The sequence below is a fragment of the Salinicola endophyticus genome (genome assembly GCF_003206575.1).
GTDB classification, from domain to species: domain Bacteria; phylum Pseudomonadota; class Gammaproteobacteria; order Pseudomonadales; family Halomonadaceae; genus Salinicola; species Salinicola endophyticus.
Genome location: NZ_PZJO01000003.1, coordinates 1 through 22,044, shown reverse-complemented (window position 1 = coordinate 22,044; position 22,044 = coordinate 1). Strand labels below are relative to the sequence as shown.

21 protein-coding genes are annotated in these 22,044 nt (G+C 64.2%); 8 read left to right on the top strand and 13 right to left on the bottom strand.

Translation table 11 applies throughout. The annotated features are described in order from the left end of the window. Positions 1-41 precede the first annotated feature (41 nt). Both DOM66_RS06725 and DOM66_RS06720 read right to left on the bottom strand, forming a co-directional pair. Positions 42-422, bottom strand: a complete 381-nt coding sequence (locus DOM66_RS06725) for a hypothetical protein (RefSeq protein ID WP_110673967.1) — start codon at positions 420-422, stop codon at positions 42-44. 231 nt (positions 423-653) lie between these two features. Beyond that, complete coding sequence (locus tag DOM66_RS06720; RefSeq protein ID WP_157959007.1) at positions 654-1,052, bottom strand: helix-turn-helix domain-containing protein; 399 nt, start codon at positions 1,050-1,052, stop codon at positions 654-656. Between the two features lie 162 nt (positions 1,053-1,214). Between DOM66_RS06720 and DOM66_RS19740 the strand changes: the two genes are divergently transcribed. Beyond that, positions 1,215-1,559, top strand: coding sequence for a helix-turn-helix domain-containing protein (locus DOM66_RS19740; protein WP_188115151.1), 345 nt, complete (start codon positions 1,215-1,217; stop codon positions 1,557-1,559). A 564-nt stretch (positions 1,560-2,123) separates the two neighbouring features. On the opposite strand, the gene DOM66_RS06710 is transcribed toward DOM66_RS19740, so the two are convergent. Continuing rightward, a complete protein-coding gene (locus tag DOM66_RS06710) occupies positions 2,124-2,486 on the bottom strand; it encodes a hypothetical protein (RefSeq protein ID WP_110673969.1) in 363 nt (120 codons plus the stop codon). A gap of 301 nt (positions 2,487-2,787) precedes the next feature. Between DOM66_RS06710 and DOM66_RS06705 the strand changes: the two genes are divergently transcribed. Next, on the top strand, positions 2,788-3,477 hold the full coding sequence (locus DOM66_RS06705; RefSeq protein ID WP_110689638.1) for a CvfB family protein: 690 nt from the start codon (positions 2,788-2,790) through the stop codon (positions 3,475-3,477). 1 nt (position 3,478) lies between these two features. Here the strand turns inward: DOM66_RS06705 and otnI are convergent, their stop codons facing one another. The 3 genes from otnI to DOM66_RS06690 form a co-directional block, all read right to left on the bottom strand. Then, entirely contained in the window at positions 3,479-4,255 is a 777-nt protein-coding gene (otnI, locus tag DOM66_RS06700) for a 2-oxo-tetronate isomerase (protein WP_110689637.1), read from the bottom strand. A 75-nt stretch (positions 4,256-4,330) separates the two neighbouring features. Next, positions 4,331-5,278, bottom strand: coding sequence for an L-threonate dehydrogenase (ltnD, locus tag DOM66_RS06695; RefSeq protein ID WP_223161918.1), 948 nt, complete (start codon positions 5,276-5,278; stop codon positions 4,331-4,333). Between the two features lie 15 nt (positions 5,279-5,293). After that, a complete protein-coding gene (locus DOM66_RS06690) occupies positions 5,294-6,046 on the bottom strand; it encodes a FadR/GntR family transcriptional regulator (RefSeq protein ID WP_110673972.1) in 753 nt (250 codons plus the stop codon). 225 nt (positions 6,047-6,271) lie between these two features. On the opposite strand from DOM66_RS06690, the gene denD reads away from it, so the two are divergent. Continuing rightward, positions 6,272-7,255 carry a D-erythronate dehydrogenase gene (denD, locus tag DOM66_RS06685; RefSeq protein WP_110689636.1) on the top strand — a complete coding sequence of 328 codons (984 nt, stop codon included), beginning with the start codon at positions 6,272-6,274 and terminating at the stop codon, positions 7,253-7,255. Beyond that, positions 7,252-8,637 (top strand): GntP family permease, encoded by a 1,386-nt coding sequence (locus tag DOM66_RS06680; protein ID WP_110689635.1) that lies wholly within the window; start codon positions 7,252-7,254, stop codon positions 8,635-8,637. Before denD ends, DOM66_RS06680 begins: the two co-directional genes overlap by 4 nt. 81 nt (positions 8,638-8,718) lie before the next feature. On the opposite strand, the gene DOM66_RS06675 is transcribed toward DOM66_RS06680, so the two are convergent. Beyond that, positions 8,719-9,258 carry a cytochrome b gene (locus DOM66_RS06675; RefSeq protein WP_110673975.1) on the bottom strand — a complete coding sequence of 180 codons (540 nt, stop codon included), beginning with the start codon at positions 9,256-9,258 and terminating at the stop codon, positions 8,719-8,721. 189 nt (positions 9,259-9,447) lie between these two features. On the opposite strand from DOM66_RS06675, the gene DOM66_RS06670 reads away from it, so the two are divergent. Then, complete coding sequence (locus DOM66_RS06670; protein WP_110689634.1) at positions 9,448-10,155, top strand: VIT1/CCC1 transporter family protein; 708 nt, start codon at positions 9,448-9,450, stop codon at positions 10,153-10,155. A 216-nt stretch (positions 10,156-10,371) separates the two neighbouring features. Here DOM66_RS06670 and DOM66_RS06665 read toward each other — a convergent pair whose 3' ends face one another. The 4 genes from DOM66_RS06665 to DOM66_RS06650 form a co-directional block, all read right to left on the bottom strand. Next, a complete protein-coding gene (locus tag DOM66_RS06665) occupies positions 10,372-11,643 on the bottom strand; it encodes a M24 family metallopeptidase (RefSeq protein WP_110689958.1) in 1,272 nt (423 codons plus the stop codon). Positions 11,644-11,647: 4 nt separating this feature from the next. Further along, a complete protein-coding gene (locus DOM66_RS06660; protein WP_110689633.1) occupies positions 11,648-12,517 on the bottom strand; it encodes a HalD/BesD family halogenase in 870 nt (289 codons plus the stop codon). Positions 12,518-12,605: 88 nt separating this feature from the next. Then, entirely contained in the window at positions 12,606-14,186 is a 1,581-nt protein-coding gene (locus tag DOM66_RS06655) for a BCCT family transporter (RefSeq protein ID WP_110689632.1), read from the bottom strand. Further along, positions 14,187-15,095: a LysR family transcriptional regulator gene (locus DOM66_RS06650; RefSeq protein WP_110689631.1), complete on the bottom strand. Its 909-nt coding sequence runs from the start codon at positions 15,093-15,095 to the stop codon at positions 14,187-14,189. It lies immediately after the preceding gene. A gap of 675 nt (positions 15,096-15,770) precedes the next feature. Between DOM66_RS06650 and DOM66_RS06645 the strand changes: the two genes are divergently transcribed. The 3 genes from DOM66_RS06645 (at position 15,771) to fhuE (ending at position 20,490) form a co-directional block, all read left to right on the top strand. Continuing rightward, positions 15,771-16,634, top strand: coding sequence for an SDR family oxidoreductase (locus DOM66_RS06645; RefSeq protein WP_110673980.1), 864 nt, complete (start codon positions 15,771-15,773; stop codon positions 16,632-16,634). A gap of 168 nt (positions 16,635-16,802) precedes the next feature. Continuing rightward, positions 16,803-18,110, top strand: a complete 1,308-nt coding sequence (locus tag DOM66_RS06640; protein ID WP_110689630.1) for a D-mannose isomerase — start codon at positions 16,803-16,805, stop codon at positions 18,108-18,110. 205 nt (positions 18,111-18,315) lie between these two features. After that, entirely contained in the window at positions 18,316-20,490 is a 2,175-nt protein-coding gene (gene fhuE, locus DOM66_RS06635; RefSeq protein ID WP_110689629.1) for a ferric-rhodotorulic acid/ferric-coprogen receptor FhuE, read from the top strand. A 39-nt stretch (positions 20,491-20,529) separates the two neighbouring features. Here the strand turns inward: fhuE and DOM66_RS06630 are convergent, their stop codons facing one another. Both DOM66_RS06630 and DOM66_RS06625 read right to left on the bottom strand, forming a co-directional pair. Further along, positions 20,530-20,817 carry a DUF4235 domain-containing protein gene (locus DOM66_RS06630; RefSeq protein WP_110673983.1) on the bottom strand — a complete coding sequence of 96 codons (288 nt, stop codon included), beginning with the start codon at positions 20,815-20,817 and terminating at the stop codon, positions 20,530-20,532. 106 nt (positions 20,818-20,923) lie between these two features. Then, positions 20,924-21,853, bottom strand: coding sequence for a transposase (locus DOM66_RS06625; protein WP_110689628.1), 930 nt, complete (start codon positions 21,851-21,853; stop codon positions 20,924-20,926). Positions 21,854-22,044 lie beyond the last annotated feature (191 nt).

The following is a 22,044-nucleotide window of genomic DNA, read 5'->3' as shown; positions in this document are numbered from 1 at the left end:
ATCGCTCGATGCCAGTGTCGCCAGGAAGCGAGAGCCGGGGCCTAGGCGGGGTTCGAGAGCAGGGGGGAACGGTGACTGCCGGGCCAGGGTTGGCGGCGGGCGATGATGAGCTCACGCACGCGATCTGCGATCCACGCCTTGGCGTGACGCGCCAGCGCGAAGCGGTGGTCGATGACGACGATGGCGTGGTGCTGGCTCGGCACGTAGAGCGCCGGCTGATAGCTATCGATGTTCGGGGCGTGCTGAATGTGCGCGCAGTAGACGGTATCGATATCGGGAATGCCGGCCTGACAGATATGGCTATCGTAGATCGTGGCGATCTGCCGGCCGGTATAGCGAAAGCGCTGCGGCGGCATCGGTACTTCGAACCGCAGCCAGTCATCATCGAGCACCAGCGTGTCTTTGTAGCGAAAACGGTTCATGGCGTCCTCGTGATCAACATCCGAGCCAGACTGCGCGGTGGCGGGTCGTAGATAATTACCAATAATGTACTTGTAGTACATAATAAAAGGACTGTAAGTTCAATCTCTTTTATCGGCGTTGTCGCCAAAGCCGCTCTGCTTGAAAGCCGTGCTGCTAGAAAGCCGCGTTGTCGGAAAGCGGAGCTGTCGAAGAAGGGTTACGAGAGGGATAGACCCACAAAGTGGCGTGGCTCAGGCGTCGGCGTCGTCATGCTGGCCCGCCGGGTGATGACTGGTCCGCCGCAAGCGCTGTACCAGTTGCTCCAGCAGCAGTAGGTCAGACTCTTCCAGTTCGCCGGCGAGCACGGCCTCTTCGATGAGCGACAGCGTGTGCTCGGCGTTCGCTAACGGCCGGGCCGGCGATGGCTCCGCGACCTCCAGGGCCTCTCGCGGGGGGCGCGCATAGTTCGCTTCGGCCTCTGCGTCATCGCGCAGCATGCGGCCCTGGCCGTAGTCCAGCCAGGCTTCGCGTACTCCCAGCCAGCGCGCCAGCGCGATCTTCTTGTCATGGCTGGGGCGCGCTTCACCGTGGATCCATTTGCTTGCCGCCTTGGGCGTGACGCGCACGGCTCGGGCTAGGCGAGCGCCCATCCCATGGCCGTCCTTTCCTGCGTGACGGAGTGCTTCGAGCAGACGAGCGCTGAAATCGTCTCGATGACCAGTGTGAACCATAGGTTCAATAGTCTCACTGCTTGAATGTACTTTCAGTGCCTGATATGTGTGTACCCAAAGTACACGCTCAGCGAGGGTGCCATGAGTGCCATTCGATTTGCGGTGGAGCGGGTGGGCGGGGTGTCACGCTGCGCGCGAATTTGCAGGGTCTCTCCCTCGGCGGTGTGCAAATGGCTGCGCCGCGACTGCCTGCCGCGCACGGAGTACACCGGTGAGACGCACCACGCGCAGCGCATGGCCATGGCCAGCGAAGGGGCGTTCAGCGCCGTGTGGCTGCTGGCGAATGCCAAGCCTGTCGCGTTACCCCACCGAGCGCTGGAGCCGAAGGAGAGCGGGGCAAATGCGGCAGAGAGAGGGCAGGAGAAAGGGGCACAAAAAAGCCCAGCCGAAGCCAGGCAGTATTCAGACCATGAGCGCTCATCATAGCGACCTGCCGGGGGCAGTTAAAATACAAATACCTAATGAGTGCAGGTGTTTTTTAAGAGTCGTTGTATCGTGCCATCGAGCCGGTGTTTACCGAAGAGCGATATCGGGCCCTTTACGATGACAGATAACGAACCCGAGGCCATGAATCCCTGGCGCGATTTGGCAGAAGAGTAGTCAAAACCATAGGGTTTATAAGAAAAATCAGTGAGCGGAGTTGATTTTCGTAAAAAGTCTGGACAAGAGAGTATGACCTTGCCTGGATCACACTCGAGGGATCTCTGGCGAGTGCCCCAATGGTGGGCACCGCGATCCGGGATTCTGCCGCGGATGTCAGCGCCAAGAGAGCTTGGTTGACGACAGTGGCTGCGGGACTCTTGCATTCGATGGGAGCCATGAAATGCAAACAGGTTTGCCGTATCGCAAACGGACGCATGGCGATCAGCCTTAGGCACGCTTTGCTGGCGGTAAATTCGCCATGTGCTCAGGGATTCATCGCACCATGAACGCAAAACCGCCGGCACTGGGCCGGCGGTTTTGGCGATGATAAGCCGTCTGGCGTATCGATTACAGCGTGGAGAAGCTCACGCTGCCGTTGTCCTGGCCAGTCTGATTGGCGTTGGCCAGGCCTTGAGCGGCTGCGGCGCTGTGGCCCTGGGCGATCAGGCTGCTGCCGCCGGCCGGGATCTGGGTCGAGAGCTGGGTCTTTTCGGCGACGTTGTGCAGCGATTGATCGGCTGCGGCGCTGTGGCCACCGCTGACGGTATCGACGCTGTAGGCGGTCGGCAGTGCCTGGTATTGAGCGGTCTGCTGCGTGTTGAGCTGCTCGCTCTGCTGCTCGAAGATGTGCTCGTTGATGAAGCTGTTGGCCTGAGCGGCGGTCGGCAGTGCAACGGCAAGTGCGACGGCTGCGAGAATACGTGCTTTCATGGTGTTACCTCCAATCATATCGTTGTGTGATCCGCCATCCGTGGCGGTCACCCTTTCGGGTCGTCGCTGGGCGACGTCGAAAGCGGCTCCTGGCCGTTTTCGGGGGGCGTCTCCTTGCCCCCGACCGTTGACGACAGTATGGAGAGGGTTACGTTAGTCTGCTAATCAAGTCTGACGAATTCGATTATCGATGCGATTGATACGAAAGTTGTATCTCGCCATGCCCCGGCCTTGCACCGGTGCGTCGGCACGCTAGGATGGGCCGCGATCGCCCGCCCATGCACCCTTCAGGAATCTGCCCATGTCTTCACGCCCCCCTGCTGCTGGCCCGAGCGCCGAGCCCCACGCCAACGTGGGCGAGGTCGCCTATCTCCGCGTGTCGCGGGTCACGGATATCGGTGCCTTCCTGAACTGGGGCCGGCCCAAGGAGCTGCTGCTGCCGTTCGGCGAGCAGCGCTTTCGTCCCGACGAAGGCAAGCGCGTGCTGGTGATGATCTATGTCGACGATCGCATGCGGCCGGTGGCGAGCATGAAGCTCGACCGCTTTCTGCAGGATGAGGCCGAGGGGCTGGCGGCGGGCGATGCGGTGCAGCTGATCATCGCCGATCTCACCGACCTGGGCGCCAAGGCGGTGGTCAATCACCGCTTCTGGGGCCTGCTCTACCACGATGACATGAGCCGCCCGCTGCGCCGGGGCGATAGTGTCCAGGGCTATGTGAAGCGGGTGCGCGAGGATGGCCGGCTCGATCTCTCGCTGTTGCCGCCGGGCTCGGCGCGGCTCGACGTGGTGGGCGAGAAGATCCTCGCCGAACTGGCCCGCCACGATGGGTTCCTGGCGCTCGGCGACAAGAGCCCGGCGGAGACGATCAAGGCCCGCCTCGGCGTCAGCAAGAACGCCTTCAAGCAGGCCATCGGCAGGCTCTACAAGCAGCGCCGCATCGTGATCGAGACCGACGGCATCCGCCTGCGCGGGGACGCTGACGCCAACTGAATCAGCGCCACGCTGCCAGCCAGCCCAGACCCGCCGCTGTCTCCCCCCGCGGCCGATACTCGCACCCCAGCCAGCCGGCGTAGCCCGCCGCATCCAGCTGGCCGAACAGCCAGGGGTAGTTGACCTCGCCGGTGTCCGGCTCGTGGCGCTCCGGCACCCCGGCGATCTGAATGTGGCCGACCCCGTCGCGGTAGCGCTGGTAGGTCTTCCAGATGTCTCCGTCCATGATCTGGGTGTGATAGAAGTCCATCTGCACCTTGACGTTGGGTTCGCCGAGTTCGGCGAGCAGGGCGTGGGCCTCGGCCTGGTGGTTGAGAAAGTAGCCTGGCATGTCGCGGGTGTTGATCGGTTCGATCAGCAGCGTGCGCCCCTGTTCGGCCAGCTTGCGCGCGGCGAAGCGCAAATTCTCTAGATAGACTTCGCGCATCGCCTGGTGTGATACGCCCTCCGCCACCAGCCCGGCCATGGCATGCAGCTGCGTGCAGCCGAGCGCCTCGGCGTAGCGCAGCGCGGTGTCGATGCTGGCGCGGAAGTCCGCCTCGCGCCCCGGCAGCGCGGCCAGCCCGCGCTCTCCCGCTTCCCACTCCCCCGGCGGTAGATTGAACAGCACCTGGGTCAGCCCGTGGCGCTGCAGCTCGGCGGCGATGGCCGCCGGTTCGCAGACATAGGGGAACAGGAACTCGACCCCGGCAAAGCCGCACTCGGCGGCGCGGGCGAAGCGCTCGAGAAACGGCACCTCGTTGAACATCATGCTCAGGTTGGCGGCAAAGCGTGGCATGGCGTGGCTCTCTTTTCGGCTACTTTTTTCGACGGTCTCTTTTCGACTACCGCTTTTCGACGAGGGGTATTCCATTCAGCCGGGGTCGTTGGCGGCGCTGCCGGGCAGGGTGATGCCCGGGTAGACCTTGACCACCGCCGAGTCGTCCTCGCGCCCCAGGCCCTGGGCCGAGGCGAGGGTGAACTGGCTCAGCGCCTGGGCGGTCAGCGGCAGCGGGAACTTGTCGCGATGGGCGGTATCGTGAACGATCCCCAGATCCTTGACGAAGATATCCACTGCCGAGTGCGGGGTGTAGTCGCCGGCGAGGATGTGCGGCACCCGGTTCTCGAACATCCAGGAGTTGCCGGCACTCTGGGTGATCACCTCGTAGAGGGTCTGCGGGTCGCAGCCACCGCGAATGCCGTAGGCCATCGCCTCGGCGGCGGCGGCGATATGCACGCCCGCCAGCAACTGATTGACCAGCTTCACCTGGGAGCCCTGGCCGAGTTGGTCGCCGAGCCGGAAGACCTTGGCCGCGAGCGCATCGAGCACCGTGCCGGTGCGCTCGTAGAGCGGCGCGGGGCCGGAGGTCATCATCGTCAGTTGGCCCTGGGCGGCCTTCACCGAGCCGCCGGAGATCGGCGCGTCGAGCAGCTGGACATCGTGGGCGGCGAGCTCCGCACCGAGTTCGCGCACCGCTTCCGGGGCGCAGGTCGCACACGAGATCACCACGCTGCCCGGCGCCAGGCCGCCGCTGGCCTGCACCAGCCCGGCGTCGCCGAACAGTGCCGCGCGGGTCTGCTCGGCATTGACCACGACGGTGAGCACGATTTCGACCTCGGTGGCCATCTCGGCCGGCGTGGCGACGGCGTGGCCGCCGGCGGCGGCGAACTGCTCGCGGGCCTCCGGGCGCAGATCGCAGCCCCAGGTCTCGAAACCGGCCTTGACCAGTGAGGTGGCCATGCCCATGCCCATCGAGCCGAGCCCGATCAGGCCGACCCTGGGTCCGATGACGGTGCCGGCGCCGCTGTGTGTCTGTGTCATGCCTTCTCTCCTGTGTTAGTCCGGTGCGTTCGGGCGCTGGGCCCGCACACGCGCGATCAGATCTTCGGGTGCCTGGCGCAGACGCACCTCGGCGTGTTCCAGATGGCGTGCGGCGGCCTGCGCCGCGGCTTCCGGGTCGCCGGCGGCGATCGCGTCGACGATGGTCTGGTGCTCGGCGACCACCTGCTGCATGAAGGTCTCGCGCAGCGACTCGTTGGTCCGCGTGACATGGATCGCGTGGTGCAGAAAGCGGTTGTAGAAGTCGAGCACCGCGGTGAAGTGGGCGTTGTGCGCGGCTTCGGCGATGGCGCGGTGGAAGGCCAGATCCTGCTCCACCCCGGAGAGGCCCGCCTCCACCGCTTCGTCGATATCCACCATGGCGTTGCGGATGCGCCGTAGCTGCGAGGGTGTGCGGCGGCTGGCGGCGAGCCGTGCCGCTTCCACCTCCAGCGGCCGGCGCAGCTCGAGCACCTCGATCACCGAGCTCAGATCCGAGTCGGGCAGGGCCAGACGCAAAGATACGGTCGGCGCGTCGGCGACGAAGCTGCCGCTGCCGCGACGCGAGGTGACCAGGCCGGCGTTGCGCAGCATCGAGATCGCTTCGCGCACCACCGAACGGCTGATGCCGAAGCGCTGGCCCAGGGCGGCCTCGGTGGGCAGGCGCTCGCCGCGGGCCCACTCGCCGCTCTGAATGGCATCGCTCAGACGTGCGGCCACCTGCTCCGAGAGCTGCGGGCCGCGCGAGGGCGTCGAGGTGTCTCCACTCAAGGGATTCTCCTTATCCGTTGGTCGTAGTGTGCCGCCGGGAAACCCCGTCGTGGCGCCTCTGTAGACCCTATCCGACCAATGGCGATATTGCTGCCACGCATAATTTGTCAGACAAGATGCTAAATCTCAAACGCCAGCGCCATTCGCCTTTGGTCAGGCAGTCGTCCGGATTCAGACCCCGCAGTGCCAGGTGCCGGACGGGGGCGCTCAACCAGGAGAGTTAGCATGCATGTCATCGTCACAGGGGGCGCCGGTTTTCTCGGCGCCAGACTGATCAGCCGGCTGCTGTCGGGAGAGATCGCCATCGACGGACAGCCGGTCACCCGCGTGACCTCGATCGATCTGGCGGCGTGCCCGCTGGCCGATGCGCGGGTGGAGTCGCTGATCGGGGATGTCGCCGATCCGGCGCTGGTGGCCTCGGCGTTTGCTGCGGATACCGGCGCCGTGTGCCATCTGGCCGCGGTGGTGAGCGCCCAGGCCGAGGCGGATTTCGAGCTCGGCATGCGGGTCAATCTGGAGGCGACGCGGACGCTGCTCGACGCTTGCCGCAACCGCCCGCAGCCGCTGCGTTTCCTGTTCGCCAGTTCGCTGGCGGTGTTCGGGCCGGGGCTGGCACAGCCGGTGGCCGAGGCGGTCGGCCCGCAGCCGCGCTCCTCCTACGGCGCGCAGAAGGCGATCGGCGAGCTGCTGGTCAACGACTACAGCCGACGTGGCTTCGTCGACGGCCGGGTGTGCCGTCTGCCCACCATCGTGGTGCGCCCCGGCAAGCCCAATCAGGCGGCGTCGTCGTTCGCCAGCGCGATCATCCGCGAGCCGCTGGCCGGGGTCGAGACCACCTGCCCGGTGTCCGGCGAGCTGCCGCTGTGGCTCTCATCACCCCGCACCGTGGTCGAGAACCTGGCCCAGACGCTGGCGCTGCCGGCTGCCCGGCTCGGCGCCTGGCGCACCCTCAATCTGCCCGGCATCACGGTCAGCGTGAACGAGATGCTGGCGGCGCTCGAACGCAGCGCCGGCGCGGCCGCGCGCGAACGGGTGCGCTTCGTACCCGATGATCGCATCGATGCCATCGTCGCCAGCTGGCCCGGCGGGCTGGAAGTCACGCAATCGCTGGCCCTGGGCCTGCGTGCCGATGCCGACTTCGACGCCATCATCCGCGCCTACCGGGAAGACGAACTCAACGATAAATCCAATCAAGGAGTCCACTCATGACAGACGCTGCTGCCGCGGGGCCTCAGGTCATCATCGGCCTGGGCATCGCCATCTTCGTGATGATCGCGCTGGTCATCAAAACCCGTGTGCACGCGCTGCTGGCGCTGGTGATCGCCGCTTCGATCGCCGGTCTGATCGGCGGCATGTCGCCCAATGCGGTGATCGATGCGATCACCACCGGTTTCGGCAAGACGCTCTCCACCATCGGTCTGGTGATCGGTTTCGGGGTGATGATGGGGCGGATTCTCGAAGTCTCCGGGGCGGGGCAACGCATGGCCTACGCGATCCTCAGGCTGCTCGGCAAGGAGCGCGAGGATTGGGCCATGGCGATCACCGGCTATATCGTCTCGATTCCGATCTTCTGCGACTCCGCCTACGTGATCCTCAACCCGCTGGTGCGGGCGCTGGCGCGCAACAGCGGGCGCTCGGTGCTCACCCTGGGCATCGCGCTCGCCTCGGGGCTGGCGGTGACCCACAGTGCAGTGCCGCCGACCCCGGGCCCGCTCGGGGTGGCCGGTATCTTCGGTGTCGATATCGGGCTGATGATCGCCTGGGGCATCGTGTTCACCGCGCCGGCGCTGATCGTGATGGTGCTCTATGCACGCATCATGGGCCCACGCATCGAAGCGATGATCGAGCGCGACGTGCCCGGCTCACTCAAGCGTGATGAGACGGACCCGGTCGCCACGCCGCTGGCGGAGTCCGAACTGCCGACCCTGGCCAAGGCGGTGCTGCCGATTGCGTTGCCGATCGCGCTGATCTTCCTGAACACCCTGGTGACCGCTCTGGTCGGCGGTAGCGGTGCGCCGGGTGTCTTCGTCCAGGGGGTGCAGTTCATCGGCCATCCGGTCATCGCGGTGGGCATCGGGGTGCTGGTGGCGGTTTACGGCCTGGTGCCGAAGATGCCCAAGGATCAGGTGCTGGCGCACCTGGAGAAGGGTGTCGAGAGCGCCGGTATCATCCTGCTGGTGACCGGTGCCGGGGGCGCGCTGGGTGCGGTGCTGCGGGCCAGCGGCGCCGGCGACTACATCGGCGAGAGCATTGCCGGGCTGGCGCTGCCGGCGGTGCTGATTCCGTTTCTGATCGCCACCCTGGTGCGCTTCGTACAGGGCAGCGGCACCGTCTCGATGATCACCGGGGCCTCGATCTCGGCGCCGATTCTCTCCGCCATGCCCGACGTCAACATGGTGCTGGCGGCGCAGGCGGCGTGTCTGGGCGGGCTCTTCTTCAGCTACTTCAACGACAGCTACTTCTGGGTGGTCAACCGTCTGCTCGGGGTCAAGACCGCCAAGCACCAGCTGCTGGTGCTGTCGGTGCCGACCACGCTGGGCTGGGCCACTAGCCTGGTAGCGCTGCTGATCGCCAACGCCTTCCTGGGGTAGTGACCCCAGCGGTCTCTCCACTGACAGCGCCCGGGGCTCGCGAGAGTCCCGGGCGCTGTCGATTAATGGCTTGGCTGAGGGTCAGAGCATGCGCTTGAGCAGATTGTCCTTGCGCACGAACTGATGCCAGCACACCGCGGCCAGGTGCAGCCCGATGACGTAGTAGAAGATCGTGCCCAGGGTGGTGTGTATGGACTCCACGTCATGCCCCAGCGCGGGGCTGACCGGGAAGGGCGACGGCAGCGCCAGCGACGTGCCGGGCACGGGAATGGCGCCGTCGCTCAGCCACACGGTGAAGATGCCGAGCAGCGGCTGCGCGAACAGGAAGGCGTAGAGCGCCCAGTGGGTGACCCGCGAGAGTCGCTCGAGTTGCGGGTGCAGCGCCGGGGTGACCGGCGGCGGCGTGCGCCGCAGGCGCTCCAGCAGACGCGGTATCGCCAGCAGCAGCACGCCGATACCGGCCCAGAAGTGGCTCTGCAGCAGCACTTCGGGGATGCCGCTGCTGCGTGGGAAGAGGTCCGTCGAGAGAATCAGCGCATAGGCCAGCACGACGAAGGATGCCACGCTCCAGTGGAAGTGGCGGGCCTTGGCGGAGTATCGCTGGGGAGATGTCGAGTTCACGGCGGGCAGTCCTGGTGATGAACGAGTCGGCGTCGAGGTCGAGACACACTTCCCGGGGCGGGTTTCGGCCGCGGCCCCCCGGGAGCGTTCGACGGGGTCAGACTACAGGCGGCAGGCTTAGGTTTGTCTTAAGGTAACAACGCCAAACTCATCGCGATGAGATGGGAACGGACCCTACAGGAGCCTGCGATGAACATTCCCAAGGAGCGCCACTATTCCGACCGCGTGGGCTGGCTGCGTGCCGCGGTGCTGGGGGCCAACGACGGTATCGTTTCGACCGCCAGTCTGGTGATCGGCATGGCGGCGGCCGGTGCCGGCCTGGGCGGCGTCTTGACCGCCGGTGTCGCCGGGGCAGTGGCCGGGGCGATGTCGATGGCGGCCGGCGAGTACGTCTCGGTGAGTTCGCAGAAGGATACCGAGCACGCCGATCTGGCGCGGGAGCGGCGCGAGCTCAAGGCCAACTATGAACTCGAGGTGCGCGAGCTGGCGGAGATCTACGAAACCCGTGGGCTGTCGCCACCGCTCGCCCATGAAGTCGCCGAGACGCTGATGCAGCACGATGCGCTGGCCGCCCACGCGCGTGACGAGCTGGGTTTCAGCAGCGTCAACTCGGCGCAGCCGCTGCAGGCAGCCTGGACCTCGGCACTCTCCTTCTTCTCCGGTGCGGCCCTGCCGCTGGCCTTTACCCTGTTAGGGGCGCTATCCCGCGCGGCGCTGGCGATACCCCTGGTGGTGGCGCTGGGGTCGCTGCTGGCCCTGGCGCTGCTGGGGCTGGTCTCGGCGCGTATCGGCGGCTCCCGGGCGCGGGTGGCGGTGGTGCGTGTCACCTTCTGGGGCGTGCTGGCGATGCTCGCCACGGCGCTGGTGGGCTGGGCCTTCGGGATCGCCGGGGGGTGAGCCCGGCCGTTCGTCGGTATCCCGACGGCGAGACCCGATTGACAGCATCGCACTCGCGATCAGCATGATGGTGAGCGTCAGCGCCGGGCGGCGGTCAACCCGCTCGGCGTGGATGCCCAGAGGAGTGCCGCCGAGCGAGGGGATCACGAAGCCCACCCCGAACGTGCCCAGCGCCAGCAGACACCAGGCCATCGCGCTCTCGGCGGGAAACGTATGTCAGTCCAGCGTCAGGATGTCCGAGTAGCCGTAGGTGGACATGCGGCGTATGCCGGTTTCGGTCACCAGCACCTGCTCCTCGAGCTTGACCCCTTCGCCGCCGTCGCGGTGGCCGCAGAAGGATTCGATGCACAGTGTCATGCCCGGCTGGATGACACCGTCATAACCGACCTCGTCCCAGTCCATGCTGTGCGAGATGATCGGCCACTCGCCGGTCATGCCGCAGCCGTGGACCACGGCCAGATAGCGGTGCTCCTGGTAGCCTTCCGGAATCTTCCACGCCTTTTCCGAGTATTCTCGAAACGACATGCCCGGGCGCATCAAAGCGATGTTGGTCTCGATCTCGTCGCGCGACAGTGAATAGAGCTCCTTCTGCTTGGCGCTGGGCCTTGCGCCTTCGCCGCCGACGAAGAAGGTCCGCGAGAAGTCGGTGTAGTAGCCGTAGACGCCGACCGTGTCGGTGTCGAAGGCGATCAGTTCGCCGGCGGCGAGCTTCTTGTCCGACGTTTCCTGAAACCACGGATTGGTGCGATCGCCGGAGTTCAGAAGCCGGGTCTCCATGTACTCGCCACCGGTTTCGATGACCTTCTGCTGGAAAATCGACCACAGGGCGTTTTCGGTCAGTCCGGGCTCGATGGCGCGCTCCATCAAGGTCATGGCCTGCTCGGTCAGCTCGACCGACTTGGCTATCAAGGTGAGTTCATCGAAGCTCTTGATGGACTTGGCGATCTCCACCGGCCGCGAGGCGTCTACGAGCGTGTAGCCGTGCTCGATCATGGCGCTCACGACTTCCGTTGGCGCGCTCTCGATACCGATGCGCTTGCCGCCCGAGGTCGAACGGCTCATCACGTCCTCGATATCGGCGACGAAGTGGCTGACGTGACGGGGCGAGTGCGGGCCGCTGTGCAGCGGCATGATCGGTGATGCGCCGCGAATCTCGTCGATCGTGGGCATATCCTTGGCGAGGTGACCACAGGCACGGTACTCGAACAGCACCACCGGCCCCTCGGCCGGGACGACCAGGTAGCGAGCCGGGTTGCGTTGGGAATAGACCTGCATGTTGCGCACGCCGCAGGCGTAGCGGATGTTGATGGGATCGAAGAGCACCACCGCATTCAAATCGTGCTCCTTGACCTGCTGGCGCAGGCGGCCAAGGCGATAGAGCGCCACGCGATGCTCCAGTGCCCGGTCGATCGGAGTGTCCTTGAAATCGACCGTGCTGTAGTTGAGCGCCGGATGGGGCTGCGACGTAGTCGAGTAAAGTGTTGTCATGATATCAACCAGCCAGTGAGTCTTCGCGCTGCGCATTTTCGGCATCGATGTGCGCCTGGGTGACGCGCCCGTAGACATCCTGGGTGCGCTTGACGCGACCGATCATGCCCGGCTCCTTGGCGTAGCCCAGCAGCGCGCAAAGGCGCTGACCTTGAGTGGGGGCGACACGGTGCATGGAGTAGCGGCCTTTGAACAACTGAAGGTCACCGGTGTTGAGCGTGAGCGACTTTACCTTTCCATGGTCGCCATCGAGTATGCGCTGAACCTCTTCGAAGTTCTCATGACCCGGGGTGCGTATATTGGGCGCATACTGGAAGTCGCCGCCGGACTCGGGCCGCCGTGTCATCAGGCTGACGATGAATTCGTTGGTGTCGAAGTGCCACGGCAAGGTGGTGTTTTCCGGCATCACGTTGATGACCAGTCCAGCGATCGGATCGGCGTATTCGTAGATGCGCTCCTCCTGGAGACAGTCGGCGATGAACTGCTGAAAGATCGGATTGCGATAGAGACGCTGAACGAGTTTGTCTTCGTCGATGAGATCCTTGGCCACGAAGCCGTTGCTGAATGCCTGGAAGCGACGCATGGGATGATCTTCCGGGTAGGCGTCGTCATCGGCGGTTGCGTAGGGTGTGACCTTATTACTGTGATAGTGCGCCTTGGGCGCGACCTCTTCGCTCTCTTCGCGCAGGCGTTCGATCAGGTCACTGCGGATGAAGCGCGCGAAATGGGCGCAACCATCCTCGTCCAGCTGACGGCTAATCCGCTCGACACACTCGCGATATTTTTCGGAATCAGGGGCGTTGAGCGGATAGCACTCCAGGTTGACGATGTCTTCGAGGGTGGCCATATCCTGTCTTTTCTGCTGTAAACCCATGATGATATCTCCTTGGCTGATAACTTCATGCTACTGAGATCTCGATAAATGAATAATGAAGATTCAGCACGTCCGGGCGATGTAAAAATTATATGTCGTTGTGCCTGACGCTCGGTGTCTTCAAGGGGGGCAGGATTGCGCCGCCTTTTAACTCGGGCAGCAGGGTTGGCCAGCAGATGATTCTGACTAGAGAAGCGGCGGCGCACATGACGATCAAGAGTCCAATGAAGCCACCGATGGTCGAGATCATCTTGAGCGCTTCCAGGCCACCGTTGACGGTCAGCACCAGGGTGATGATGGAGATGATGGCACCCCAGATCAGCTTGATGTAGTAGGGCGATGAGTTGATCTCGCTGCTGGTGCTGCTGTTGCAGCACATGCCAGAAATGGCGTCGATGGTTGAGTCGGCAGCGGTTATGTAGGAGACCAGCGAAAGACACAGAAACAACGCCACAAAGAGCAGGGCCGCCGGGAGCTGTTCCAGGAGAACCCAGATGACGTCGCCCGGGCCGCTATTCTTCAAGGCCTGGCTGAGGATATGGGCACTATTGAGCTCGGTGAACACCGCAAGGCCGCCGAAGGTGGCACACCATACCAGGACGAATGAAGCCGGCAGGAGGAAGTTGAAAAGCAGAAATTCGCGCACCGTGTAGCCGCGCGAGATCTTGCCCAGGAACATGCTGGTGACGGGGGCCCAGGCGAACCAGTTTGCCCAGAAAAATAGCGTCCAGGCGCGTGGCCAGCCGTTTCCGTTGATCGTGCCGGTATTGAGACTGTTCTTGACGAATCCGGAAAGATAGCGCCCCAGCGCATCGATACCGCCGTTGGCGATAAAAGAGGTCGGGCCGAAAATCAGTACCAGCGCCGCCATGAAGACCAGCGCGCGAGCGTTCCAGCTGGAGAGAATGCGAATGCCCTTGAGCAGGCCCGTCGCTGCGGAGAGCGCCGAGGCCAGCATGACGATCATGCACAGCGCACCGATCAGCGAGTCGGTGACCTCTACTCCGAACAAGCGATTGATACCGCCGCCCAGCATCATGGCGCCGGTACCCAGGGAGGCGACCATGCCGGCAACCAGCGCGATCAGTGCCAGCGCATCTATGATCTGACGCGTTACGGGGCCCATCCTGATGGGGAGGGCCGCGGTCATGGCCGATGAAATGCTGAATTTCATGCCCAGGTTGTAGTGGGCGATCGCGAACATCAAAGCGGGCACGGTGTAGATAGCGTAGGTGGTAAAGGACCAGTGCATGTAGAGCGAAGCGATACCGTTTACTCCGCTTTCGGTCGAGAACGCCTTGGCGCCGAGCGTCAAGGGTGGGGCCGACATGAAAAAGATCGGCTCCGCGGCGGCAAAAAAAAGTAGCCCTATGGCTACCGAGCTGCACAGCGTGATGGAGCACCACTGCCAACGGGTCAATATAGGCTTTGCGCTCTCGCCACCGATACGTAGTCTCGCGATCGGAGAGAACAGAGTGCCCGCCGCGACGAGCACCAGGGCAAAAGCGGATAGCGCATAGAGCCAGCTGAACTCATTCATCAGGAATTCGTGTATGGCGCTGGTGATCTTGAGGAGAAATTCGCTGTTCTCTAGGGCGAGGATTGTCATTCCTCCCAATAGCGTCAGCGAGGGATAAAACGTGGCTTTTCGTAGTGAGGTTTTGCTCATTCACGGACTCCGTTTTGATTGAATGTCAGGGCTTCTCATGAGGCTTTTAAACACTGCCTTCAGCGCCGGAAGCCGCTCTTTGATGCTCTCCTTGTCTAGGTAAGCGAGATGCCAGGTCACCGGAATCTTGACGTCCTGCAGAGGAATGGTCTTGAGCGTTTTCTGCATCTGAGCCGCCTCGATGATCCAGGAAGAAAGGATGGTTACGCCCCGCTGAGTGGTGGCGATGACATCCAGAATCGAGCGGACGGATTCAATGATCTGAATCGACTCTGGCACCTGGCGGCTCGGATGAAAAAAAAGATCGAACTCGTAGCCAGGCTCTCTAGCCGCGCTGAAGGTCAGGTAGGGCTCGCTTGCAATCTCCTCGGCGCTGACGGACTTTCGCCTGGCCAATGGGTGCGTTGCAGGCACTACCGCCTTGAGCTCGTCCTCGAACAGTGGAAGTGTCTCGATGCCTTTCTGCACAGGCGGATTGGTCGTCAGTACCAGGTCGATCTGCTGATCGAACAACGCGCTGAGGATCGTGTGAGGAGAAAACCGATGGAGTTCGATCGGGTGAACGTCGTACTCCATGCTCTTGCTCAGAATACGATCCACGATGTCGTAGGCGTCGACGCCCCATTTGAGCGCTTTCTGGTCGCCACGTGCCAGTAAAGACGCCTCGCTCTCGGCTGCCATCAGAATGGGAATGACCTCGCGGCCCGCCTCGAGCAAACGCCATCCCGCCGGCGTCAGAAACAGACGCCGGCCGCGCTTTTCGAACAGTGAAACTGCCAGCCTTCGCTCCATCTCGCGGATGCGATGGGTCGCCGCCGGCTGGGTCAGACCGATAGCGGCCGCCGCCGCCTGGAGAGATCCATGTCGCTCGACCGCGTCGATCAAGACGTAATATTTGATATCGAGCATTCGCTAGTCATCATTTTTGTTTTTGATATGCAATCTATTCGATACTCATGGTAACCCACAGTCAAATAAGTGTTTGCATCACTTTTGCGACGAATTTCTAATGAATGCCGCCCTGCGATGTCAGGCCGATGAGCCATTTGAGACAAAAAGCGGCGCCCGAAGGCGACGCTGATGGATTGAGGTTTGGTGCTCTCAAAGACCAAGTGCAACATGTGCCCCATCAGTGACGCTTTTGCCATGGGCCATGACCACCGCCATCGCTCCGCTCTCGCTACGTGGATAGATCGCACTGCGCGCTGGTGAGCCTGAAGAAAGTGGCTGGCACCACGGCCACGGCCACGGCGTCGGTGGCTTGGGCGACCCGTCCGGCCAGGCCCGTCTTTCAGGTCAACCCTTCCAGACCGTTCCGTTCAGGCCCTCTCTTGCCAGGACGTGCCCCTGAACCCGGTGTGACAGTCGCTCTCGATGCCATGTCGGGTCAGCCGTTTATCGTCGCTTCCAGACCGGTCTGTACGAGCCGGCGCTTGCCAGGACGGGCACCCTGAACTAGGTGTGAAAGCAGCTCTCGACGTCATGTCGAATAAGCCTTTTATTGTCACGTTCGGCGTGCTGATTCGATTCATCTCGGCGTGAAGTCGTGTTTTCGTCAAACGGTCACTTACAGGGAGTAACATCATGGTCAAGAAGACCCACATCCATGCCCAGCAGCAGACACTGCCCGGCAAGGAGAGCCTGATGCAGCCGCCGGCTGTCTTCATCCGTGACGGCTATCGCGGCAGCGGCAAGCTCGAAGGCAAGGTGGCGCTGATCACCGGTGCCGACAGCGGCATCGGTCGTTCGGTGGCGATCCACTTCGCGCGTGAGGGCGCCGACGTGGCGGTGATGTATCTCAGCGAAGACGACGATGCCCGCGAGACCCAGCGCCTGGTCGAGGCCGAGGGCCGCCGCTGTCTGCTGATCGCTGGCGACATGCGCGATGCGGCCTTCTGTCGGGCGTCGCTCGACAAGGTGATCGATCACTTCGGCGGGCTCAATATCCTGGTCAACAACGCCGGCACCCAGCAGGTGAGCAACGACCTCGCCGAGCTGAGCGACACCCAGTGGGAGGAGACCTTTGCCACCAACATGCATGGCATGTTCTATCTCACCAAGGCGGCGCTGCCGCATCTGGGCGAGGACGATGCGATCATCAACACCGCCTCGGTCAACGCCTATATCGGCCCCGATTTTCTGGTCGACTACAGCGCGACCAAGGGTGCGATCATCAGCTTTACCCGCGCGCTCTCCAATCAGGTGGTCGGGCGTGGGTTGCGTGTCAACGCGGTGGCGCCGGGGCCGGTGTGGACGCCGCTGCAGCCGGCGACGCTGGGGGCGCACGATCCGCAGATGCTCGAGGATTTTGGCAGCGAGACCCCGATGGGGCGTGCCGCCCAGCCCTGGGAACTGGGGCCCTGCTATGTCTTTCTGGCCTCGCTGGATGCCTCTTTCATCAGCGGCCAGACCCTTCACCCCAATGGCGGCGTCGTGGTCAACGGTTGAGAATTGCAGCGTTGGGTGTTCGACACTGACTTACCCACAGGGGGTTATGGGCGCTGGGTTATCGACAATGAGTTAGCCCCGCTGGATTATCGATGCAGCGGGGCACGGCTCCGACACTGGGCGCCAAGGCGTGAACGTGACACCCGGGCATGAGGAGGCCCGTTATCCATGTCTGATAGTCATTGCAACGGGATACCCCTGACGGGCAATTATCGGCCCGCCGCTTCGTCGGATCTGCCGCCGCGGCGCGATAGCTGGTTGAACCGCCTCTCGCACTGGGCCTGGCTGGAGACGGAGGGGCGGCGTCTGCTGGCGTTCTATCGTGCCTCGCGCCATCCCCAGTGTGGTTTTGCTGCCCTGGACGACGATGGACGTCTGCCCGAGGATGCCCACCCGGACACCATGATCACTGCGCGCATGACCCACTGCTTCGCCCTGGCGACGATGCGCGGCGAGCCCGGAGCGGCGCCGCTGGTGGCCCACGGCGTGGCGGCCCTGTGCGGCCCGCTCAGGGATGCCGAGCATGGCGGCTGGTACGGTGCGTTACCGCGGGAAGGCGAGAGCCAGACCAAGCAGGCGTACATCCACGCCTTCGTCGCCCTGGCCGCTGCCAGCGCCTGGCAGGCCGGCGATCCGGCGGCCAAGGCGCTGCTCGACGAGATCGTCGAGGTCATCGAGACACGCTTCTGGTCCGAAGACGAAGGCCGCCTGCGCGAAGGGTTCTCGCGCGACTGGCGCGACAGCGAGGCGTATCGCGGCGGCAACAGCAACATGCACGCCACCGAGGCCTTCCTGCAGCTCGGCGACGTGCTCGACGCGCCCAAGTGGCACCGGCGCGCGCTCTCCATCGTCGACAAGATCATCCATGCCCATGCGCGTCCCAACGACTACCGCGTGGTCGAGCACTTCGATAGCGAGTGGCAGGAGTGGCGCGACTACAACCGCGATACCCCCAAGGACCCGTTTCGCCCCTACGGCGCCACCCCAGGCCACGCCTTCGAGTGGGCGCGGCTGATGCTGCATCTGGAGGGTGGCTTGCAGCGTCATGGCGAGAGCGTCCCCGGCTGGCTGCTGGAGGATGCCCAGGGGCTGTTCCGGCGCGCCACCGAGCTGGCCTGGCACGTCGATGGTGAACCGGGGCTGATCTACACCCACGACTGGAACGACCAGCCGGTGGTGCACGAGCGCATGCACTGGACCCTGGCGGAGGCAGCATCAACGGCCGCGGCGCTGCTCAAGCGCACCGGCGATGCCGAGTACGAAACCTGGTACCGGCGCTTCTGGGATTATATCGACAGCTACCTGGTCGACCGTGAGCGAGGCAGCTGGTGGCAGGAGCTCGACCGTCACAACCGCCCCTCGAACGAGGTGTGGTCGGGCAAGCCCGATCTCTATCACGCCTATCAGGCCACGCTGCTGCCGCGCCTGCCGCTGTCACCCACGCTGGCCCGCGCCATTGCCGATGGGGCGCTATAGGGCGCGGAGCGATCGCGGCTCGACGCCAAGGTAGGCGGTGATGAAGTCGCGCTGTGCATAATTGCAGATGATTATCACACGCGTTGATAAATGAGAATTGTTTGCATAAGATCCTGGGCAATCGCCGGGCCTGCGCTTGCTCGCTGGGCATCGGCGATGCCATGACAACGAGCGTCGCACTGCGATGCCACCCAAGGGATCTACCATGCCAACCCCCGTTCTCCATCGGGCGCCGCCGTCGGCGTGTGCTGCGCGCACGCCGCTCGGTCCGCGGCTGCCGCTGCTGCTGGGGGCCGCCGCGCTGCTGCCGCTCTCGCCCACCATGGCCCACAGCGAGGAGACGACCGCGCTGCAGACGCTGACCGTCTCCGCCCCGAGCCTCTATGACGATGTCGGCTATACCCGTCGCACCACCACCGCCGGCACGCGCTTCGACGCCACACTGCGTGAGGTGCCGCAGGCGGTTAGCATCATCACCCAGCAGCGTATGCGGGATCAGGGGCTGTGGGATGTCGAGGATGTCCTGAGTCACACCACGGGCGTCTCGGTGAACCAGATCGACAGCAGCCGCGTCGACTTCTATTCCCGTGGTTTTCGCATCAACAGCTACCAGTACGACGGCATCCCCACGCTCAACACCGATAGCCGCTGGTATTTCGGCGATGGCGCGCTGAACACCGCGATCTATGACCGGATCGAGGTGGTCCGCGGTGCCAACGGCCTGCTGACCGGGGCGGGCAACCCCGGCGCCTCGATCAACTTCGTGCGCAAGCATGCCGACAGTCGTGAAGTCACCGGTTCGCTCAGCGCTAGCTACGGCAGTTGGGATCGCTCGCGCAGTGTGGTCGATGTCACCACGCCGCTGACCCGCTCGGGTGACGTACGGGCGCGGTTCGTCGGCGGCTATGAAGAGGGTGATAGCTATCTCGAGCGTTTCGGCGAGCGCAAGCGCTACGGTTATCTGGTGATCGATGCCGACGTCACCGACGACACCACGCTATCGCTGGGTTACGACACGCAGCGCGGCCGCACCTCGTCGCCGACCTGGGGTGGCCTGCCGCTGTGGTACAGCGACGGCAGCGAGACGGACTATACCCGCGGGTTCAGCGTGGCGCCGGACTGGTCCTACAACGAGTGGGAGTCGAAGAAGACCTTTGCCCAGCTCGAGCATCGCTTCGGTGGGGGCTGGACGCTGCACGGCGTGGCGACCCACGAAGAGAGCACGCTGGACTCGCGGCTCGCCTATCCCTACGGCTTTCCGGACCGGGAGACGGGGCAGGGCGTCTACTACTACACCGGGTGGAACACCGGTGAGCGCCGGGTCGACGGCGTGGATAGCTATGTCGAGGGGCCGTTCTCGCTGTTCGGCCGCCATCACCAGCTGGTGCTCGGGGGCAGCTATCACGACCAGTCCAATGACTACGAGAACGCCTTCACCAACGGCTTTGCGGTCGACGACTTCGATGCCTGGAACGGCGCCACGCCGGCACAGGCGTGGCCCGACTTCTCGCCCTCGGAGCGCGCCAGCAGCCGCCAGAAGGCGCTCTACGGCGTGGCTCGCTTCTCCCTGGCCGACCCGCTGACACTGATTCTCGGTGCACGCTACACCGACTGGCACGGGCGGACCTGGTCGAGCACGCTGGGCAACCATGCGCAGCACGAGAGCGATATCACGCCCTACGGTGGGCTGATCTATGCGATCGATGACACCTGGTCGGCCTATGTCAGCTACACCGAGATCTTCCAGCCGCAGAGCTACCGCTTGGCCGATGGCAACGGCTATCTCGACCCGCTGGTGGGCAAGAACTACGAGACCGGGCTCAAGGCGGCCTGGTTCGATGGCCTGCTCAACGCCTCGTTCGCCGTGTTCCGGCTCGAACAGGACAACGTGGCGGATATCGTGTTGACCCCCGGCTCGCTGGTCACCACGGCGACCCCGGTGAGTGACGTGGTCAGTGAAGGTTTCGAGATGGAGATCAGCGGTGCGGTCACCGACGATCTGGAGCTGACAGCCGGCTTCACCCATTACACGGCGACCTCGGCGCAAGGCGCGTTCAACAGCGATCGGCCGCGCACCCAGGCGAATCTTTTCGCCAGCTACCGGGTACCGCAGTGGCGCCAGCTCACCCTGGGCGGCGGCTGGCGCTGGCAGAGCCGCACCTACGCCAGCCAGGTCGGCCCCAAGGGCGTGACCCGCGACTTCGAGCAGCCCAGCTACACTCTTGCCGACCTCTTCGGGCGCTACCAGTTCACGTCGAATCTGGCGCTGCAGGTCAATGTGCACAACCTGTTCGACCGCAAGTACTACGCCTACTTCGATACGTACGGCGTCTATGGCGAACCGCTCAACGTGACCTCGACGCTGAGCTACACGTTTTGAGGCGCCCCCGGCGGCTGGCGGTTTTCCCGGCTAGCGGGGTCAACGCTCCAGGCGTGACAGCAGCCGCTGGCCATGCCGCGAACGGCGGGCCCGGCGCATGCCGCTGGAGGCCATCTTCCAGCCCAGAATACGCGCCAGGCCCACGGCGGCACCGGAGGCCGCGCCCCACAGCAGTGCCTCGCGCCAGCGCACATCGGGGTCATCGGGGTTGACCGGTGGCTCGAACGCGCTGCGCTTGGCGGTGTGCTTCAGCGCCTCCCGGGCGGCCACGCCCGAGGCGATCGCCATCGTGGTGCCCACGAGTGTCCATAGCGTTTGCGGTTTCATGCAGGCCTCCTTGCCGGGGTTGAATCCCCAGCATGGTCGATCCCCGGGCGCCCCGCCAGCGGGGCTATGGTGCTGGCGCTGCGGGCTGGCAGCACATGCTCGCAGTTCAGGCCAGCGGCACGTTGCCGGGGTTGGCGCGGCGCCGCGACCACTGCCACAGCGTCCAGTGGGCCAGCAGCGGCCAGCGCGCCTGGAGTAGCTGCAGAAAGCGCTGGCGCCAGAGGTTGGTCAGCGGCTTGCTCAGGTCGAAGATCTGCTCCAGCTCGGTGTCGTGATAGCCGAGTACGAGATGGCGCACATAGTCCGGCCATAGCTCGATGTGCTGGAGATGGGAGAGCGGCGTCTCGGTGAGATTGCTGTAGCGCCGCTGGCAGCCGTGGCACTGGTACTCGGTGGCGCGGCGGCTGGTGATCACCTGAACCGAGGCCGAGCCGCAGTGGGGGCAGCGCCGGTCGCTGGTGGCGCGTAGCCCGGCCAGCATCGCCTGGCATTCGGCCAGTGCCCGCGCCGCCTCTTCGGTCAGCTCGGAGATCTCGGTGGATTGATGCGCCTGCCACCAGGCGTGGAGCTCGGTGTCATAGTCGGCCATGGCCTTGAGAAAGGCGCGGCTCCAGGTCATCGAGGCCTTGTTGCTGATGCCCAGGAAGTTGGCGATCAGCTCCTGGGAGAAGCCCTGAAAGCGGTAGCTCATCCAGGGCTTCCACTTCTCCTCCGAGCGCAGCAGCCGCAGCGGCGTGCCGGTCAAGACGGTGAAGCGCTTGCGGCAGTCGCGGCAGAGGTAGCTGTCGCGGCGCATGCCGCGGGTACCGGCGGGCATGGCCAGGTGGATCGCGCGGCTGTCACAGACGGGGCAGACGTGCGGTGCGCTGCCGGGGAGCGTGGCTAGATAGGCGAGAAATCCCCGCGCCGCCGGGCGCAGCGACTCCGGCAGCAGCGCCAGGGCAGGGCGCGACAGCATGAAATCGATGGTCTCGACGTGGCGGCGTGTCGGCGGGATCTCGAAGGTCGAAAATGGCGTCGAATCGGCGGTCGCCATGCGCAATACGCTCTCCCGAATATGATGACGTGACGATTATGGTGTGACCATGGTGGCGTGCCCGATGGCGTGGCTTATCGGGTGTCGGATAGGCCCTCACTAGCGTAACGCGTTATCGATTTGCTTCCATAACCCTTCTTTTATTTGGCAATTACCGTATTGGATGGGACCTGCGCGCGGATATCTCACGC

Excerpts from the sequence above, each read along its gene's own strand:
- DOM66_RS06655 (WP_110689632.1), bottom strand. The coding sequence starts at position 14,186 with ATGAGCAAAACCTCACTACGAAAAGCCACGTTTTATCCCTCGCTGACG.
- DOM66_RS06680 (WP_110689635.1), top strand. The coding sequence starts at position 7,252 with ATGACAGACGCTGCTGCCGCGGGGCCTCAGGTCATCATCGGCCTGGGC.
- DOM66_RS06720 (WP_157959007.1), bottom strand. The coding sequence starts at position 1,052 with ATGGGCGCTCGCCTAGCCCGAGCCGTGCGCGTCACGCCCAAGGCGGCA.
- DOM66_RS06660 (WP_110689633.1), bottom strand. The coding sequence starts at position 12,517 with ATGGGTTTACAGCAGAAAAGACAGGATATGGCCACCCTCGAAGACATC.
- DOM66_RS19740 (WP_188115151.1), top strand. The coding sequence starts at position 1,215 with ATGAGTGCCATTCGATTTGCGGTGGAGCGGGTGGGCGGGGTGTCACGC.
- DOM66_RS06705 (WP_110689638.1), top strand. The coding sequence starts at position 2,788 with ATGTCTTCACGCCCCCCTGCTGCTGGCCCGAGCGCCGAGCCCCACGCC.
- otnI (WP_110689637.1), bottom strand. The coding sequence starts at position 4,255 with ATGCCACGCTTTGCCGCCAACCTGAGCATGATGTTCAACGAGGTGCCG.
- denD (WP_110689636.1), top strand. The coding sequence starts at position 6,272 with ATGCATGTCATCGTCACAGGGGGCGCCGGTTTTCTCGGCGCCAGACTG.
- DOM66_RS06725 (WP_110673967.1), bottom strand. The coding sequence starts at position 422 with ATGAACCGTTTTCGCTACAAAGACACGCTGGTGCTCGATGATGACTGG.
- DOM66_RS06710 (WP_110673969.1), bottom strand. The coding sequence starts at position 2,486 with ATGAAAGCACGTATTCTCGCAGCCGTCGCACTTGCCGTTGCACTGCCG.
- DOM66_RS06640 (WP_110689630.1), top strand. The coding sequence starts at position 16,803 with ATGTCTGATAGTCATTGCAACGGGATACCCCTGACGGGCAATTATCGG.
- DOM66_RS06630 (WP_110673983.1), bottom strand. The coding sequence starts at position 20,817 with ATGAAACCGCAAACGCTATGGACACTCGTGGGCACCACGATGGCGATC.
- fhuE (WP_110689629.1), top strand. The coding sequence starts at position 18,316 with ATGCCAACCCCCGTTCTCCATCGGGCGCCGCCGTCGGCGTGTGCTGCG.
- DOM66_RS06650 (WP_110689631.1), bottom strand. The coding sequence starts at position 15,095 with ATGCTCGATATCAAATATTACGTCTTGATCGACGCGGTCGAGCGACAT.
- ltnD (WP_223161918.1), bottom strand. The coding sequence starts at position 5,278 with ATGACACAGACACACAGCGGCGCCGGCACCGTCATCGGACCCAGGGTC.
- DOM66_RS06665 (WP_110689958.1), bottom strand. The coding sequence starts at position 11,643 with ATGACAACACTTTACTCGACTACGTCGCAGCCCCATCCGGCGCTCAAC.
- DOM66_RS06625 (WP_110689628.1), bottom strand. The coding sequence starts at position 21,853 with ATGGCGACCGCCGATTCGACGCCATTTTCGACCTTCGAGATCCCGCCG.
- DOM66_RS06670 (WP_110689634.1), top strand. The coding sequence starts at position 9,448 with ATGAACATTCCCAAGGAGCGCCACTATTCCGACCGCGTGGGCTGGCTG.
- DOM66_RS06645 (WP_110673980.1), top strand. The coding sequence starts at position 15,771 with ATGGTCAAGAAGACCCACATCCATGCCCAGCAGCAGACACTGCCCGGC.